Source organism: Rathayibacter sp. VKM Ac-2804, from assembly GCF_009866655.1.
GTDB lineage: Bacteria > Actinomycetota > Actinomycetes > Actinomycetales > Microbacteriaceae > Rathayibacter.
Map to the genome: position 1 here is coordinate 3,833,939 of NZ_CP047420.1, position 15,217 is coordinate 3,849,155.

Sequence of the window (15,217 nt, forward strand, 5' to 3'; positions counted from 1 at the left end):
CGCCCTCGGTGCCGAGGAGCTGCGCGCCGGCGCCCCCGGCGGTCGCGGCCACCTGCTCGAGGCCGCGCTGGTCGGCCTCCGGCGCGGCGCGGTCGGCGTCGCCCTCTCGGCGGCGACCGGGCTCATCGAGCACCTCGCCGCCGATCCCGACGGGCGGGAGGACGCGCGGTCGACCGGCGAGCAGCTGCTGGAGCAGCTCGCAAGCCTCGACCAGCGGGTCCTCGACGGGGAGGACGCCGCCAGAGCGCTCGGGCACTTCCTCGCTCGGCACCTCCGCGGCGGAGGCGCCGCCGGCGATCCGGCCCTCCTCGCCCGCGCAGTCCGCACCCACCGCGCCGCACTCGACGAGTGCCGTCATCCGCTCGAGGGCGAGGCGCGCGTCGAGCTCGCGCGCGGTCTCGGCGCCCTGGCCGCGCGCGCCGGCGACCGCGAGGCGGCCCTCCTCGCCGCCCACCACGGTCTCGGCCGCGGCGATCCGGCGCTGCCCGGAGGAGACGGTGGAGTTCGACGCGGCGTGGACGAGCGCGCTGGACGCGCAGGCCGACCCCGGCCGGTTCGCCCACCTGCACGCCGAGCGCGCGCTGGTGCGCTCGACCGGCGGCCGCACGGCCCTCGCCGCCGCGGTGCCGCAGCCCGCGAGCGGGAGCGAGCAGGGGCCGCTCGGCGGCGACCTCACCGGCCGGCAGCGGCTCATCGCCCGCTGGCTCGGCTTCCACGACCCCGGCTCGTGGTCGGCCGCGGTCCCCGGCGCGCGCGGCGACACCGCCGCCGTGCCGCCGGCCGACGCGGCGCTCGCGGATCTGCTCGCCGGACGGCGCTCCGCCGCGCGCTCCCGGCTGCGGATGCTCCTCACCCTCGATGTGCCGCTCGCCCAGGACGACGCGACGCTGCACGACGCAGCGGCCCTCGCGATCGTCGCCGCCGCCTCCGGCGACCAGGACCTCATCGGCTCGGTGCGCCAGCGGCTGCAGCCCTTCGCCCTGGTGACGGCCGGGCACGGCTACCGCAGCGACGCCGGGCCGATGGCGTTCCACCTCGCCCGGCTCGCGTCGGCGGCGGGAGACCTCGACGACGCGGAGCGCCTCCTGCTCTCCGGTCTCACCGCGGTGGCCCGCTCGCGCTCGCGGGTCTGGGTCGCCGCGCACCAGCTCGGCATCGCCGCGGTGCTGGACGCGCGCGGGACGGCCGGCGATCTGGTCGCGGCGGCGGCGTTCCGGCAGGAGGCGCGGCGGGTCGTCGACGTCTCGGCCGTGCGGCTGGACCGCTTCGAGACCACGGGGGCGGTGCAGCGCTGAGGGCACCGACTCTCCAGGCCACCCCCGGCACGCCGAACCACGCGACTCCCACGAGCCCGAGCCCGTTCCACGAGCCGGAACCCGACCCGCCCGACCTCCGGCACGCCGATCGCCGCGCCGCCGCGCCGCCCCACGTCAGCAGACCGCCCCGCGCTCAGCGGGCCAGGACGACCCGCTCCACCTCGTCCTCGCCGAGCCGCCCGCGCAGCCGCGCGACGAACGCGGGCTCCTCGCCGACGGCGCCGACCACGAGCCGGACGTCCGGCAGCCGGCGGTCGCCGAGCATCCGCTCGAGCAGCACGCGGCTGAGCGGATCGAGCCGGTCCCCCGCGGTGATCACGAGGGTGACCGGACCGGCGGCCGCGATCGAGCGCAGCAGCCGGTCGAGCAGGTCGAGCGTCTCGCGGCCGGCCGGACCCGCCCGGTGCGCCTGCCCGCCCTCGGCCCGCCGCGCCAGCCCCGAGCGGTGCGCGATCTCGGGCAGCGACCGCGAGACCGCCGCCCACTCGTGCGCGGACTCGCCGGTCGCGAGCGCGGAGCCGCGGTCCTCGGCGTAGGCCGCGATCAGCTCGACCACGGCCGACAGCAGGCGTCCGCACTCGGCGCGCCCACCGGAGCGCAGCACGTGCGCGCCGGCGGAGTGGGCGCCGAGGGCCGCGTGCGCGACGGCGGTCTCGAGTGCGCCCGCGTCCTCCGCGACGAGCGACGTGATCCGCGAGGCGGGACGGATCCCGTCGATCCCGCGCGCCCGCACGGGAGCGCCGTGCAGGCGCCGGCGGGCCCAGTCGAGCCGCGCGCAGGAGGTCAGCCGGCGGGCGACCTCGGTCGGCCGGATCTCGTAGACGATGGCCGCGCCCTCGGACTCGGCCGACCCCTCGCGCCGCTCCCGGCGCCCGCTGTCGACGAGGTCGAGCCCGGCGCCGAGCAGCGGGCCGGCCAGCAGCGCGACCTCCGCGGTCGCCAGGCACTGGCCGGGCTCGGCGGAGGCCAGCAGCGCCGACACCCGGCCGGCGAGCGGCACCCCGCCCGTGCCGGGGCCCGCGGAGCCGGAGGCGATCGCGACGCTCCCGCCCCCGGCCGACCGGTCGTCGGAGCAGACCGCGCCGACCGCCGTCAGCGCGTCGAACACGCTCGGGAACGCGGCGGTGAGCACGCTCGCCCCGTCGCGCTCTCCGCGCCCGGGCGCGGTGCAGCCGCACCGCTCCCAGCGGCTCAGCTGCCGATCGGCCTCCTCGCGCGAGGGGCAGCGCATCGCCACCAGCACCACCGCCGCCGACTGCTCGACGACCCCGAACACCGTCTCGACCGCCCCGTCGATCACCCCCCCGGCCCCCCGTCAGACCGTGACGGGGGCGGGCGCCCAGACGCCGGTCGCCGCGACCTCGCGCGCGTAGTCGGTGAAGTCGCGCGGCTCGCGGCCGAGCGCCCGGCGGACGCCGTCGGTGACGCTCGCGTTGCGGCCGTCGAGGATGATCGTGAAGAGCTCGACGAAGTCCTGCGGCAGGCCCTCGCGCTCGAGCATCGCGCCGTACTCCTCCGGGGTCACCGGGGCGTAGACGATCTCGCGGCCGGTCGCGCGGCTGAGCTCCGCCGCCACCTCGGCGAAGCTGAGCAGACGCGGGCCGGACAGCTCGTAGACGGCGCCGTCGTGGCCGTCCTCGGTGAGCGCCGCGACCACCACGTCGGCGATGTCCTCGGCGTCGACGAACGGCTCGACCGCGTCGCCGGCCGGGATGGCGATGACGCCCTCGCGGACGGGCTCGAGGAAGAAGCTCTCGTCGAAGTTCTGGTCGAACCAGTTGCAGCGCACGATCGTCCAGCGCGCGCCGGCCTCCTGCAGGGCCTGCTCGCTGGCGAGCGCTCCCTCCTCGCCGCGGCCGGAGAGCAGCACCAGCCGCTCCACCCCGGCGGCCACGGCCAGCCGGGAGAAGTCGCCGATGAGCTCCGAGACGCCGGGGAAGGCGAGGTCGGGGTAGTAGGTGACGTAGACGGCCTTCTGGCCCTCGACCGCGGCGGCCCAGGTCGAGCGGTCGTTCCAGTCGAACGGCGGGGTGCCGGAGCGCGAGCCGACCCGCACCTCCACGCCCTTCGCCGTGAGCCGGTCGACCACGCGTCGACCCGTCTTGCCCGTTCCACCGATGATCAGCATGGGAATCTCCTTCGTCGAAGCGGTGCCGCGGGAGCGGCGGGGCGGCTGCGCCGGGTCGGGACCGACCGGCTCCTTCCGTCCTGCGTCCATGCAACCGGTCCCGCCGCGACGACGGAATGCGCGCGCGACTCAGCCCCATACGCGGCCGTCTCCGACTGCGCGCCTCCCGCCGCGGGCACGCCGACGACCCCGCTCGCCCCTCGGTGCAGGGGGGGGCGGGCGGGGTCGTGGCTGCGCGCGGTGGATCAGCCGATCGGCACGGGCGCCGGGCGGTGAGCCGCGGCGGAGGCAGGGGCAGGGGCTGAGGACTTCGCGACGTCAGCCGGGTGCGGGATCGCGCAGAAGTCGAGGTGTCGGGATCCTGTTCACTGCCGTCGAGCGGACGCTCGGCTGTTCTGCGGATTGTCGTTTCGCGCCGCCGAGAGCGTCCTGAAGTCTCGGCGGGAGTGGCGTGCCAGGCTGGGTGCGATGACCGAGAACACCGATCCGGCCGTGGTCGAAGTGGCCGACCCCCCAGGCCGAGCCGGACGAGCCGGCTCGGCCTGGGTCCCTTCGGAGAATGGCGCCGTTCGCCCTCACCGCCGCGGTCGCCGCCGGCGCAGGGAGCTTCGTCGGGCGCCTACTCCCACCGTTCGTCATCGATGACGGATTCTGGAAGGAGTTCGTCACATCGGCCGGGTTCGGTGGCGTGGCGGCTCTCCTAGCGGCCGTGATCGCCTTCTGCGCCGCGGCGTACACGAGCCATCGTTCAGCGCAGAACGCAGCTGCCGACCGCGTCCACCGCGACGTCGCGCCGAGGACGACCGCCTCCAACGGGAAGTGGCCGATCAGCGGTCCCAGTGGTGGGCGCGGTTCTCCTGGGCGACGGAGCAAGCCCTCGAGGAGAAGTCCAGAGACGTCGGTGTGGCGACCATGATCGGTCTCGTCGGCCACCCGTGGGCGAGCGCTCAGGACGCCGACATCGCCATCGCCGTTGCCGACGCCCTGGACCAGATGGATACTGAAGCCACCGAGAGTTCGCACGAGGAAGGCAGAACATGACCTCCACCACTGAGCAATCCCGTGCCCTCGTTCGTGAGCTCCGAGAGAAGGCGATCGCCGTCAAAGCCGCGCGCGGCGGCACCGAACTGCCGGTCGTGCGTTCCCGCTCCGGTCAGTACCTCATCATCGGCCCCCGCGGTGGCGACTCTCGCGGTGTCGACGGTGCGAGCACGCGCGACGGAGCCGCCTCCCCCTCGAGCAGCGAGGTCCCCTGACCCTTCAACCGCAGGCAGTGGCGTTCGCAGCGAGGGTGAGTGGTGTCGCGGACGCCGTCGGGCGCGGCCGTCTCCGGGTGCGCACCCCGCCGCGGGCACGCCGACGACCCCGCTCGCCCCTCGGTGCAGGGGTCGCTCGGGGTCGTGGCGGCGCGGTGGATCAGCCGATCGGTACCGGAGCCGGGCGCGTGGCGGCAGGAGCGGTGACTCGGTCGGCGGCACGGGCGCCCGCACGGACGGCGTCGCGGACCGCGAGCACCGCCTCGAGCACGGCGTGCGGCGCCTCCACGGGCAGCGCGTGCCCGCGGCCGGCCAGGAGCACCGGCCCCGGCAGCCCGGCCGCCCGGGCGGTGCGCCGCGCCTGGTCGGGGGTCGTGGTGCGGTCCTCGAGCCCCGAGAGCACGCCGATCGGCGTGCCCCGCGATGCGACGGCGGCGAGGCGCCGGCGCAGGTCGATCCCGCTGGACGCGTCGAAGTACACGCGCCGCACCTCGGGCCGGGTCGTGGCGAAGTCCTCCGCCACCGCGCGCCTCCCCTCGAACGGCCGGGCGGGCCCCATCGTCCGCGAGAGCACCAGCTCCGGGCCCGCCCCGGTGCGCAGCACGCGCCCGAGCAGCCCGCCGCCGACCAGCGCCCGCTCGGCGCCGGGAAGCCGGGGCGCCTCGACCGCGGTCGAGACCAGCACCAGTCCGGCGACCGACGCGGGCCGCAGCGCCGCGGCGGTGAGCGCCACCAGTCCGCCGCCGGAGTGCCCGGCCAGCACGACCGGCTCCTCGCCCGCGAGCGCGTCGATCGCCGCGAGGACGTCGTCGGCGAGCACCGCCAGCAGCCCCGCGGCGTCCGGCAGCGGCAGCCGGGACGAGCCGCCGTGGCCGCGCAGCTCCGGGCAGAGCACGAGCGACCCGCGGCGCGCGAGGCCCGCGGCCGTCTCCGCCCAGGCACCGGGGGTGCTCGCCCAGCCGTGCAGCAGCACCACCGTGGCCGCGCTCGGCACGGCCGGCGCGTAGCGCAGCACCCGGAGCTCCCCGTCCCCGCCCAGCGGCACGCGCTCGACGATTCCGGAGACGCGCACCGGCGGCTCCTCGGCGAGGTGCGCCGCGAGCCGCTCGAAGGCCCGGGCGACGCCGGCCGAGTGCTCGGCCCCCACGTCGACCACGCGGGCGAGGGCGCGGACCCAGCCCACCGGCTCCGCCTCGAAGACGACGGCCAGGCGGGTGCCGCCGCCGTCCGCCAGCGGCGACAGCTCGAAGCGCCAGCCGCCGCGGAAGCAGCCGTCGACGAAGTCCATCGCGAGCAGCACCTCCGCCACGGCGACGCGCGTGACCGCGGTGAAGGCGAGCACCGGCCCGCCGCCGTCGCGGCCCTTCGGCCGCACCTCGACCCGGAGCGCCGCGCCGGGCGTGTCGACCCGGCCGGCGAGCGGCACGAAGGTGTTGTTCGGCAGCCACCAGCGGCTCCCGCCGCCCAGCTCGGCCAGGAGCGCGGCCCACACCGTCGCCGGCGGCGCGGCGAGGTCGACCTGGTCGCGGACCGCGACGGCCCTGCTGTCCCGGCGGGAGGGCCCGCTCATCCGAAGAACCCCTGGCCGGGGGTGAGGATGCGCGACGGGTCGTGCCGCGCCTTGATCCGCTCGAAGTCGGCGTGCTCGCGCGGGCCGAAGTGCCGCTTCCAGTCCTGGACCGTCATGCGCGGGATCGCTCCGATGATGTAGCGCTTGCCGCCGAGCTGCACGAGGCGGTCGTAGAGGCGCCGGTTGCGCTCGAGCATGGCGTCGATGCCGGGCTCGCCCGGCTCCGGGAAGGCGAGCAGGTCGAAGAAGAACGCGAGCCCGTCGCGTCCGCGGGGCACCGCGAACCTCGGCGCGGTGATCACCCGCGGGTCCAGCGGCGACAGCAGGCAGAAGCCGGCGCCGAGGTCGGCGGGCGTCAGGTCCGGCAGGATCTCGCCGACGAACCGCTCCACCTCGTGGCTCGGGATGAGCAGGCTCAGCCACGGCTTGCGCTGCTGCCAGTAGCCGCCTTCGAGCAGCCCGGGGATGAGCGGCTCGAGGCGGAACGCCCAGTCGCGGTAGGGCAGCGTGAACTCGTCGCGGTCGGCCGCGACGTCGCCGAAGCGCTGAGCGAGGTCGTCGATTCCGGGGGCCGCAGGCGTGGAGTGGTACGTGCCCAGCTCCATCGCGAAGCGCCAGCCGGTGCCGTCCACGGTGCGGACGATCGAGCCGGACTGGTGATCGACCCGCTTCGCCTGCATCACCAGGGTCTGGTCCGCGAGGAAGCGGCGGAGATCGGTGTAGTAGTAGGTGCGGATCGTCGCCGTGCTCTCGGCGGGGACCAGGTCGAGCTCGACCTTCGTGATCACGCCCACCTGCCCGCCGCCGGCGCGGGCCGCGTCGAACAGCTCGCGGTGGCGGCGGCGGGACGCGGTGACGACCTCGCCGCGGCCGGTGACGATCTCGAGCGAGCGGACGATGTCGGCCGAGAGCCCCACCCGCTGCACGTTGCCGCCGATACCGCCGACCGAGATCGTGCCGCCGACGGAGAGCTTGAGGTAGTCCGGCAGGGTCGGCACAGTGCTGCCGATGGCCAGCGCCGCCTCGACGACCTCCGCCCAGGTGGCGCCGGCGCCGACGACCGCGCGGCGCGGCTCGATCGTCTCGAGCTGCGCGAAGGAGCGCGCGTCGATCTGCAGGCCGCCTTCGGTCTGAGCCTGACCGTAGTTGGAGTGCGACTCGAGCACACCCGGCTCGCCGCTCTGGCCGTTGACCGCGACAGTGAGGCGGTTGCGGCGCGCGTAGTCGATCATCGCGACGATGTCGCGGGTCGAGCCGGCCCGCAGCACCGCCCAGGGAGTGCTGGTGACGAAGCCGCCGAAGTCGTGATCGAAGCCGGTCTTCTGCGCGAGCTCGAGCGTTCCGTCGAGCCGCGGAACGCGGTTCCGGTCGCCGCCGCGCGCCTCGGCGGCGGCGGCGCTGTCGGCGGTGAGCCAGCCGGAGGCGAGGCTCCAGGCGACCACGGCGGCGCCGGCGCCGAGGACGACGGTCCGGCGGGACGCGCCGGGCGCCACCGGGGAGGAGCCGGGCGCCGTCGGGGAGGAGGACAGGTCGGAGTCGGGGGCGGGGGTCTGCACGGTCATCGGTCGGCTTTCTGTGACGGCGTCAGCGCACGGGCGGAGACGGAGGTGAGGAGGTAGTCGGACGGGGAGAAGCTGCGGGTGAGGCGCTCGAACCGAGTGGTGGTCGAGGGCCAGATCGAGGGGTTCCGGCCGGAGGCGTCGGCGTACCAGCTCGCGCAGCCGCCGTCCTGCCAGACCGTGCCGTCGAAGCGGCGGCGGATCATCGCGTCGTGCCGGTCCTGCACCTCGCGCCGCACCTCGAAGGAGCGGGCGCCGCGCTCTCGCAGCACGGCCAGCGCTGAGACCAGGTAGGCGAGCTGGGCCTCGATCATCACGGTCTGCGAGGAGTGGCCGAGCGCCGTGTTCGGCCCCATCAGCAGAACGAGGTTGGGGAAGCCCGCCACGGTCGAGCCGAGGTACGCGGAGGCGCCGCCCGCCCAGTGCGCGGCCAGCGTGCGCCCCTCCGCGTCGCGGACGAGGTGGGCCACCGGGCGGTCGACGGCGGAGAACCCGGTGGCGAAGATCAGCACGTCGAGCTCGCGCTCGTCGTCGCCGGCGATCACGCGCGAGCCGTCGATCCGGCCGACCGCCGCAGGCACCAGCTCGGTGTTACTGGCAGTCAGCGCCGGGTAGTAGCTGTTCGAGAAGAGCACCCGCTTGCAGCCGGCGACGTAGTCGGGTGTGAGCGCGTCGCGGAGCGGTCCCTCGGGGACGCTCGCGTGCAGGTGGCTGAGCGCGTTGCCCTGCAGCGTCTTCCGCATCAGGTCCGGCTTCGAGAGCAGGGCGACCACGATCTCGCGGCCGTACTTGTTGAACAGCCGCCGGAAGCGCTGATAGCCGGGCACGCTCCGCCGCAGCCGCAGCTGCAGAGCCGAGATGCGCTTGTCCGGCTTCGGCGCGACCCAGGCGGGCGTGCGCTGGTACACCGTCAGCTCCGCCACCTGCTTCTGGATGCTCGGCACGATCTGGATGGCCGACGCCCCGGTGCCGACGACGCCGACCCGCTTGCCGGCCAGCTCGATCGACGGGTCCCACTGCGAGGAGTGCACCGCCGTCCCCGTGAAGCCGTCCAGGCCGGGCAGTGCGGGGAAGGCCGGCTCGCTGAGGTAGCCGGTGCCCAGCACCAGCACATCGGCCGTCCACTCGCCGCGCGAGGTGCGCAGCTGCCAGCGGCCGGCCTCCGCGTCCCACTGCGCCTGCTCGAGGCGGTGGCCGAAGCGGATGCGGTCGCGGACCCCGGCGCGATCCGTCGTCCGGATCAGATAGGCGAGGATCTCGTCGCGGGTGCCGAAGGTGCGCTCCCAGCCCGAGTAGGGAGCGAAGGAGTAGGAGTAGAGGAGCGACATAACGTCGCAGGCTGCGCCAGGGTAGGAGTTGTCCCGCCAGGTGCCGCCCACCTCCTCGGCCCGCTCGAAGACCAGGAAGTCGTCCTGGTCCTCCTGCGCGAGGCGGATCGCCGCGCCGAGACCGGAGAACCCCGCCCCGATGATCGCGACGCGGATGTGCGGTGCCGCGCTGTCCAGTTCCTCGTCCATGCCTGTTCCTCCCTGCCCGCCGGGGAGTCCGGCGCGTTCCGGGTCGAGCCTGCGCCGGAGCCGCAACGGCACGGCAAGCGGCCGCGCGCGGGCGCTCTTGCGGGCCGGTTGCGGGCCTGGTCTGGACTGAGTCCGGCGACGCTCCCCGGGCCGAACGCTCCCGGGCCGACCGCCGCGAAGACCACCGATCCGTCGACCGCTCCGCCTTCGGGAAGCGCTCGACCCGCGCAGAAGGACAGAACGATGATCCCCACCCTCGACGACCTGATCGAGCAGATGCAGTCCGTCTCCGGCGCCCCCGAGATCGACGCCGACACCCCGCTCACCCAGCTGTCGGACGTCGACTCGATGGACCTGATGGAGTGGCTGTACGGCTACCAGTCCGCGAATCCCGACTCCGGGGTCGACGCCGACGTCTTCGCCAACGAGGACGGCTCGCTCACCCTCCGGATCGTGCACGAGCGCCTCTCGCAGCGCGTCGCCGCCGGCGCGGTCGGCTGACCGTGGCCGAGATCAGCATCGCCGGCTGGGGGATGGCCGTCCCCGAGCGCACCGTCACCAGCGCCGATCGCGCCGTCACCTTCGGTGTCGACGAGAACTGGATCGTCAGCCGCTGCGGCATCCGCTCGCGGCGCTGGGTGGAGGACGGGCAGACGACCGCCTCGCTCGCCGTCGACGCCGGCCGCGCCGCGCTGGAGCGCGCCGGACTCACCGGCGCCGACATCGCGCACCTCCTGGTCGCGACCGCGACCCCGGAGCAGCCCTCCCCTGCCACCTCGGCGTTCGTGCACCACGATCTCGGCATCGCCGGCAGCGCGCACGACGTCAACGCGGAGTGCTCCGGTTTCGTCTACGCGCTCATCACCGCCGCCGGCCTGATGAAGATGGACCCGCGGCCCATCCTGGTGATCGGCAGCGACACCCACTCGCTCACCACCGACCCGGCGGACCGCGACCTGGGCATCCTCGTCGGCGACGGCGCCGGTGCGGTCGTGCTCGTGCCCGGCGACGAGGACTGGATCCTCGGCTGGGACATGGGCGCCGACGGCAGCCGGACGAACAGCCTCAAGGTGCTCGCCGGCGGCAGCCGGATGCCCACCACCGAGCAGACGGTCCGCGACGGCCACCACTACGCGCGGATCAACGGCAACGAGATCTACCTCAACGCAGTGCGGCTCACCGTCGGCACCGTGCGGCGCACGCTGGAGTCGGCGGGCGTGGCGGTCGGCGACGTCGACCTGGTCATCCCGCACCAGGCGAACATCCGCATCATCAACTCGATCGCCCAGCACACCGGCATGGTCGAGGAGCAGCTGTTCACCAACCTGCAGAACTACGGCAACACCGCGTCGGCGTCGATCCCGATCGCGCTGTTCGAGGCGCTGGAGGAGGGGCGGATCGCCGACGGCGACCTCGTGCTCCTCGCCGGCTTCGGCGCCGGGATGACCTGGGCGTCGCTCCTGCTCCGCTGGGGCGGGAAGGCGGTCGCAGCATGAGCGGCAGCGGCACCACCGACACCGGCGCCACCGACACCGTCCGCGTCCGCGTCCGCGGCGAGCGTCCCGCCCGTCCCGTCGCCCTCGTCACCGGCGCGTCGGGCGGCTTCGGCCGCTCGCTCGCCGTGCAGCTGGACGCGCTCGGCTTCCGCGTGGCCGTGCACTACAACTCCTCCGCGGAGGCGGCCGCCGAGACCGCCGCGCTGCTCACGAACGAGTCGGTCGTGGTCGGCGGCGACGCCTCCTCCTGGAGCGAGTCGTTCCGGCTGCACTCCGAGGTGGTGAACGCGCTCGGCCCCGTCGACGTCCTCGTCAACAACGGGGCGGTGCGGCACGACTCGCTGATGGCGATGCAGGATCCGGAGCAGTGGCGATCGGTGATCGACACCAACCTGATCGGCGCGTTCCACCTCGCACGGCTCTGCCTTCCGCCGATGCTCACGCACCGCTGGGGCCGGATCATCAACGTGGTCTCGCCGTCGGCGCTCGTCGCGACGCCCGGGCAGACCGCCTACTCCGCCTCGAAGGCGGGCCTGATCGGGATGACGCGCACGCTCGCCGCCGAGTGCGCCGCGCGTGGGGTGACGGTGAACGCCCTCTCGCCCGGCTTCATGATCACCAACATGACGGAGTCGCTCTCGGACCAGGTGAAGGAGGGCATCCGCACCAAGTGCCCGATGCGCCGCTTCGGCACGACCGACGAGGTCGCGCGGACGATCGGCTTCTTCGTCGATACCGACTACATGACCGGCCAGGTCGTCAGCATCGACGGCGGCGTCTCGATCACCTGACCGGCCGTCGCCCGGGAGCCCGCCGCGGCTCCCGGGCGACGGTCCGCGCTCGCCCCCCTCCTCCCGGAAAGGCTGCCGTGCCCGACTCCCTCCTCCCGCCGCTCCTGCTCGCCGCACTCGTCGCGAACGCGCTGGCCGCCGGCTTCTTCTACGCCTTCGCCTGCGCGGTCATGCCCGGTCTCGCCCGGACCGACGACCGCAGCTTCGTCGCCGCGATGACGGCCATCAACGCCGCCGTGCAGAACCCGCTCTTCGCCCTGTCGTTCTTCGGCAGCGGGCTCGCGTCCGCCGCCGCACTGCTGGCCGCTCTCTCGGGCGGCGCCGGCCCCGGAGCGACGGCCGCGATCGCCGGAGCCCTCGCCCTCGGCGTACTCCAGTACGTCGTCACGTTCGGGCGGAACATCCCGCTCAATGTGCGGCTCGACCGCAGCGCCCGCGGCCCCCTGCCCACCGCCCGCCGCGGCTTCGAGCAGCCGTGGGTGCGCGCGAACACGGCGCGGATGCTCGCCTCGACCGGGGCGCTCCTGCTGCTCGGGATCGCGCTCGCGGCGCTGTGAGCGCCGGTCGATCTGTGCTCGCCGGGCCGGAGGGACTCGCGGGCCGCGGCGCGCCAGCGGGCCCGGCCGCACTCGCGGGGCCGGGAGCACTCGGCGGACCGGGGCTGCTCGCCGGGCTGCTGCCGGCCGGCGCCGTGGGAGCCGACGACGGCGCGGACGGCACCGCCCCGCCCTGGCCCGGCGAGGAGGACCTCGTCGGCGCCACGATCGCGACCGCAGGCTCCCGGCACCAGTCCATCCAGGCCCGCGCCTGCGCTCGCCGCGCCCTCGCCCTGCTCGGCGAGGAGCCGTGTCCGCTGCCCCGCTCGTCTTCGGGAGCGCCGGTCTGGCCTCCTGGGATCGTCGGCGCCCTCACCCACACCGCCGGCTACCGCGCCGCGGTCGTCGCCCGCTCGAGCGCGCACCTCGGCCTCGGCGTCGATGCCGAAGCGGCGCGGGACCTCCCCGACGACCTCGTCCGCACCTTCGCCCGCCCGCGCGAGCTCGAGCGGCTCGCTCGCCTGCGCGCCGACCGCCACCCCTCGTCCGCCCTCCTCCCCCTCGCCCTGTTCACCGCGAAGGAGGCCGCCTTCAAGGCCTGGTTCCCCGCGACCGGCGTCTGGCTCGGCCCGACGGCCGCCGAGGTCGTCCTCCGCGGCCGCTCCGCCTTCGAGGTCGTGCCGGTCCTCGCCGGCGGCCGCCCGCCCCTCCGCCTCCGCGGCCGCTGGGCCCTCCGCTGCGGCCTCGTCCTCGCCGTCGCCCGCCTGGAGCGCGCCGCCCCCCGCATGCTGATCGAGTAGCCCTCGCAGAGGGCGTATCGAGATCCACCCGCCTCGAGACGCCGGGTGTACTTGGAAGAGATGCCCGCAACCATGCTGGTCGAGTAGCCCCGCAGGGGCGTATCGAGACCCGCCCACCGCAAGGACGTCGGTCTCTTCCCCGCCCTGCGCTGGCGCCGAAGGCGCCCCCTCCGCTCGATACGCGGCTGCGCCACTACTCGACCAGCATGGGGGGCCGCTGCGCCGCTGCTCGACCAGCACGCGGGGGAGGCTGCGCCGCTCCGCGGCTCCTCGGGCGGCGCCGCGCGTCAGAGCCAGCCGCCGTCGACGACCCAGTTCTGGGCGGTGCACATCGCGGAGTCGTCGGCGGCCAGCCAGAGGACCAGGCGGGCGACGTCCGCCGGGACGAGGCGGCCGGGGAGGCACTGGCTGCGGTCGATCTGCCGCTCCGCCTCGGGCGTGACGACCTGCTGCAGCTGGCGCTCGGTCATGATCCAGCCGGGGATGACGCAGTTCACACGGATGCCGCCGGCGCCGAGCTCGCGGGCCAGGGCGCGGGTCATGCCCTCGATCGCGGCCTTCGCGGTGATGTAGCCGACCAGCTCGACGAGGTCGATGTGCGCGCTGATCGAGCCGAGGTTGATGATCGAGCCGGCGCCCGCGCGCAGCATCCCGCGCGAGACGAGCCGTGCCGCGAAGAACTGGTGCCGGAGGTTCACCGCCATGCGGTCGTCCCAGTAGGCCGGATCGAGGTCCTCGACCGTGTGCCGCGCGTCGTTCGCCGCGTTGTTGACGAGCACGTGGGCCGGGCCGAGCTCGGCGGCGAGCCCCTCGATCGCGGCCTCGAGCGCCGCGACGTCGCGCACGTCGCACCGGACGAAGCGGACGGCGTCTCCCAGCTCGCGGGCGAGCGCGCCGCCCTGCTCGGCGTCGATGTCGAGGAAGCCGACCCGCGCGCCCTGCGCCGCGAACTGCCGCACGAACTCCGCGCCGAGCCCGGACGCCCCGCCCGTCACGATCACGGTCCGCCCGTCGAGGCTCGGGTACCGGGCGAACGCGCTCACCGCGCGCCCTCCCGCGCCGGCACGACGATCGAGCGCCCGACACTGCCGTGCTCCAGCGCCGCGAACGCCGCGCCGATCTCGTCGAGGGCGAACCGCTCCCCCACCAGCTCGTCGAGCGGCAGCGCGCCGCTGCGGTACAGCTCGAAGATCCGCGGCAGATCCAGCTGCGGGATCGACGACCCGTAGAGCGAGCCGACCACGCGCTTCTGCTTCTGCACCAGGTCGTTCACGGGGATGTCGAAGCGCTGCCCGACCCGGCCGAGGCCCACGGCGACGGCCGTCCCGCCCGGCTGCAGCATCGCCACCGCCGACGCCAGCGTCTCCGGCCGACCCACCGCCTCCACCACCCAGGGCACTCCGCCGGGGACGAGGGCGAGCAGCTGCTCGACCGCGTCGCCGCCGCCCGAGGAGCCGGACGACCCGTCGATCACGTGCGTCGCGCCGAGCCGCCTCGCCAGCGCGAGCCGGTCCGCGTCCACGTCGACCGCGACGACGGTCGTCGCGCCGGCCGCCCGCGCGCCCATCACCGCGGAGAGGCCGACGCCGCCGGCGCCGATCACCACGACCGCGTCGCCGAGGCACGCGCCGATCACGTTCAGCACTGCGCCGACCCCGGTGATGACCGCGCAGCCGGCGATCGCCGCGATCTCGGCCGGCACGTCGTCGGGGACGCGGACCACGCTGCGCTCGGGCACGACCACCCGCTCCGCGAAGCAGGACACCCCGAGCAGGTGGTGCACGGTCTCGCCTCCGGCGCTGAGCCGGCTCGTGCCGTCGAGCAGGCCGCCGGACGCCGCCTGCACCGGTCCGTACTCGCACATGATCGGCCGGCCGGCGACGCACTGCCGGCAGCGCCCGCAGTTCGGCCGCCAGAGCAGCGCGACCCGGTCGCCGACGGCGAAGCCCTCGCGCAGGTCCGGCCCGAGGGCGACGACGCGGCCGGCGCCCTCGTGCCCGGGCACCACCGGCAGCGGGCAGCGCAGATCACCGTGCAGGTAGTGCAGATCGGAGTGGCAGACGCCCGCCGCGTCGATCTCGACGAGCAGCTCGCCCCGGCCGGGGTCGGCGAGGTCGACGTCCTCGACGGCCAGCGGCGCGCCGAACTCCCGCAGCACCGCCGCGCGCATCCGCGTGCTCATCGCGGTCCTCCTGTCGTGCCGGTCATCGTGGTCCCTTCGTCGTGCTCCCGGGAGCCCCGCCCCGCC

The 15,217-nt window shown here is 75.2% G+C and carries 14 protein-coding genes; 7 read left to right on the plus strand and 7 right to left on the minus strand.

Annotated features, from left to right (window positions below; all coding sequences use genetic code 11):
* The first annotated feature begins 497 nt into the window (after window positions 1-497).
* Window positions 498-1,295: a hypothetical protein gene (locus GTU73_RS17810; protein WP_160090957.1), complete on the plus strand. Its 798-nt coding sequence runs from the start codon at window positions 498-500 to the stop codon at window positions 1,293-1,295.
* A gap of 154 nt (window positions 1,296-1,449) precedes the next feature.
* On the opposite strand, the gene GTU73_RS17815 is transcribed toward GTU73_RS17810, so the two are convergent.
* Both GTU73_RS17815 and GTU73_RS17820 read right to left on the minus strand, forming a co-directional pair.
* Complete coding sequence (locus GTU73_RS17815; RefSeq protein WP_160090958.1) at window positions 1,450-2,616, minus strand: hypothetical protein; 1,167 nt, start codon at window positions 2,614-2,616, stop codon at window positions 1,450-1,452.
* Window positions 2,617-2,631: 15 nt separating this feature from the next.
* On the minus strand, window positions 2,632-3,444 hold the full coding sequence (locus tag GTU73_RS17820; RefSeq protein WP_208543695.1) for an NAD(P)H-binding protein: 813 nt from the start codon (window positions 3,442-3,444) through the stop codon (window positions 2,632-2,634).
* A 903-nt stretch (window positions 3,445-4,347) separates the two neighbouring features.
* Between GTU73_RS17820 and GTU73_RS17825 the strand changes: the two genes are divergently transcribed.
* Window positions 4,348-4,485 carry a hypothetical protein gene (locus tag GTU73_RS17825; RefSeq protein WP_160090959.1) on the plus strand — a complete coding sequence of 46 codons (138 nt, stop codon included), beginning with the start codon at window positions 4,348-4,350 and terminating at the stop codon, window positions 4,483-4,485.
* Window positions 4,486-4,860: 375 nt separating this feature from the next.
* On the opposite strand, the gene GTU73_RS17830 is transcribed toward GTU73_RS17825, so the two are convergent.
* Genes GTU73_RS17830 through GTU73_RS17840 form a run of 3 tightly spaced genes read right to left on the minus strand, consistent with a single transcriptional unit; the run spans window position 4,861 to window position 9,346 of the window.
* The gene (locus GTU73_RS17830; RefSeq protein WP_160090960.1) at window positions 4,861-6,270 is read right to left on the minus strand and encodes an alpha/beta fold hydrolase; all 1,410 of its coding nucleotides are present in this window, start codon (window positions 6,268-6,270) and stop codon (window positions 4,861-4,863) included.
* Window positions 6,267-7,832, minus strand: coding sequence for an FAD-binding protein (locus tag GTU73_RS17835; protein ID WP_160090961.1), 1,566 nt, complete (start codon window positions 7,830-7,832; stop codon window positions 6,267-6,269). Before GTU73_RS17835 ends, GTU73_RS17830 begins: the two co-directional genes overlap by 4 nt.
* The gene (locus GTU73_RS17840) at window positions 7,829-9,346 is read right to left on the minus strand and encodes an NAD(P)/FAD-dependent oxidoreductase (RefSeq protein WP_160090962.1); all 1,518 of its coding nucleotides are present in this window, start codon (window positions 9,344-9,346) and stop codon (window positions 7,829-7,831) included. Before GTU73_RS17840 ends, GTU73_RS17835 begins: the two co-directional genes overlap by 4 nt.
* A 243-nt stretch (window positions 9,347-9,589) precedes the next feature.
* On the opposite strand from GTU73_RS17840, the gene GTU73_RS17845 reads away from it, so the two are divergent.
* The 5 genes from GTU73_RS17845 to GTU73_RS17865 all read left to right on the plus strand — a co-directional run bounded on the left by GTU73_RS17845 (window position 9,590) and on the right by GTU73_RS17865 (window position 12,969).
* Window positions 9,590-9,847: a hypothetical protein gene (locus tag GTU73_RS17845; RefSeq protein ID WP_160090963.1), complete on the plus strand. Its 258-nt coding sequence runs from the start codon at window positions 9,590-9,592 to the stop codon at window positions 9,845-9,847.
* Between the two features lie 2 nt (window positions 9,848-9,849).
* The gene (locus GTU73_RS17850) at window positions 9,850-10,842 is read left to right on the plus strand and encodes a beta-ketoacyl-ACP synthase 3 (protein ID WP_160090964.1); all 993 of its coding nucleotides are present in this window, start codon (window positions 9,850-9,852) and stop codon (window positions 10,840-10,842) included.
* Window positions 10,839-11,633: an SDR family NAD(P)-dependent oxidoreductase gene (locus tag GTU73_RS17855; protein WP_160090965.1), complete on the plus strand. Its 795-nt coding sequence runs from the start codon at window positions 10,839-10,841 to the stop codon at window positions 11,631-11,633. The genes GTU73_RS17850 and GTU73_RS17855 overlap by 4 nt, the downstream gene beginning before the upstream one ends.
* Window positions 11,634-11,710: 77 nt before the next feature.
* The gene (locus tag GTU73_RS17860) at window positions 11,711-12,190 is read left to right on the plus strand and encodes an anthrone oxygenase family protein (protein ID WP_208543696.1); all 480 of its coding nucleotides are present in this window, start codon (window positions 11,711-11,713) and stop codon (window positions 12,188-12,190) included.
* A gap of 14 nt (window positions 12,191-12,204) precedes the next feature.
* The gene (locus GTU73_RS17865) at window positions 12,205-12,969 is read left to right on the plus strand and encodes a 4'-phosphopantetheinyl transferase superfamily protein (protein WP_160090966.1); all 765 of its coding nucleotides are present in this window, start codon (window positions 12,205-12,207) and stop codon (window positions 12,967-12,969) included.
* A 287-nt stretch (window positions 12,970-13,256) separates the two neighbouring features.
* On the opposite strand, the gene GTU73_RS17870 is transcribed toward GTU73_RS17865, so the two are convergent.
* Together GTU73_RS17870 and GTU73_RS17875 are read right to left on the minus strand one after the other, a co-directional pair.
* Window positions 13,257-14,012 (minus strand): SDR family NAD(P)-dependent oxidoreductase, encoded by a 756-nt coding sequence (locus GTU73_RS17870; RefSeq protein ID WP_160090967.1) that lies wholly within the window; start codon window positions 14,010-14,012, stop codon window positions 13,257-13,259.
* The gene (locus GTU73_RS17875; protein WP_208543697.1) at window positions 14,009-15,151 is read right to left on the minus strand and encodes a zinc-binding dehydrogenase; all 1,143 of its coding nucleotides are present in this window, start codon (window positions 15,149-15,151) and stop codon (window positions 14,009-14,011) included. Before GTU73_RS17875 ends, GTU73_RS17870 begins: the two co-directional genes overlap by 4 nt.
* Between the last annotated feature and the right edge of the window lie 66 nt (window positions 15,152-15,217).

Coding starts and splice junctions, on each gene's coding strand:
- GTU73_RS17830 (WP_160090960.1), bottom strand. CDS start 6,270: ATGAGCGGGCCCTCCCGCCGGGACAGCAGGGCCGTCGCGGTCCGCGAC.
- GTU73_RS17845 (WP_160090963.1), top strand. CDS start 9,590: ATGATCCCCACCCTCGACGACCTGATCGAGCAGATGCAGTCCGTCTCC.
- GTU73_RS17875 (WP_208543697.1), bottom strand. CDS start 15,151: ATGAGCACGCGGATGCGCGCGGCGGTGCTGCGGGAGTTCGGCGCGCCG.
- GTU73_RS17835 (WP_160090961.1), bottom strand. CDS start 7,832: ATGACCGTGCAGACCCCCGCCCCCGACTCCGACCTGTCCTCCTCCCCG.
- GTU73_RS17820 (WP_208543695.1), bottom strand. CDS start 3,444: ATGCTGATCATCGGTGGAACGGGCAAGACGGGTCGACGCGTGGTCGAC.
- GTU73_RS17855 (WP_160090965.1), top strand. CDS start 10,839: ATGAGCGGCAGCGGCACCACCGACACCGGCGCCACCGACACCGTCCGC.
- GTU73_RS17840 (WP_160090962.1), bottom strand. CDS start 9,346: ATGGACGAGGAACTGGACAGCGCGGCACCGCACATCCGCGTCGCGATC.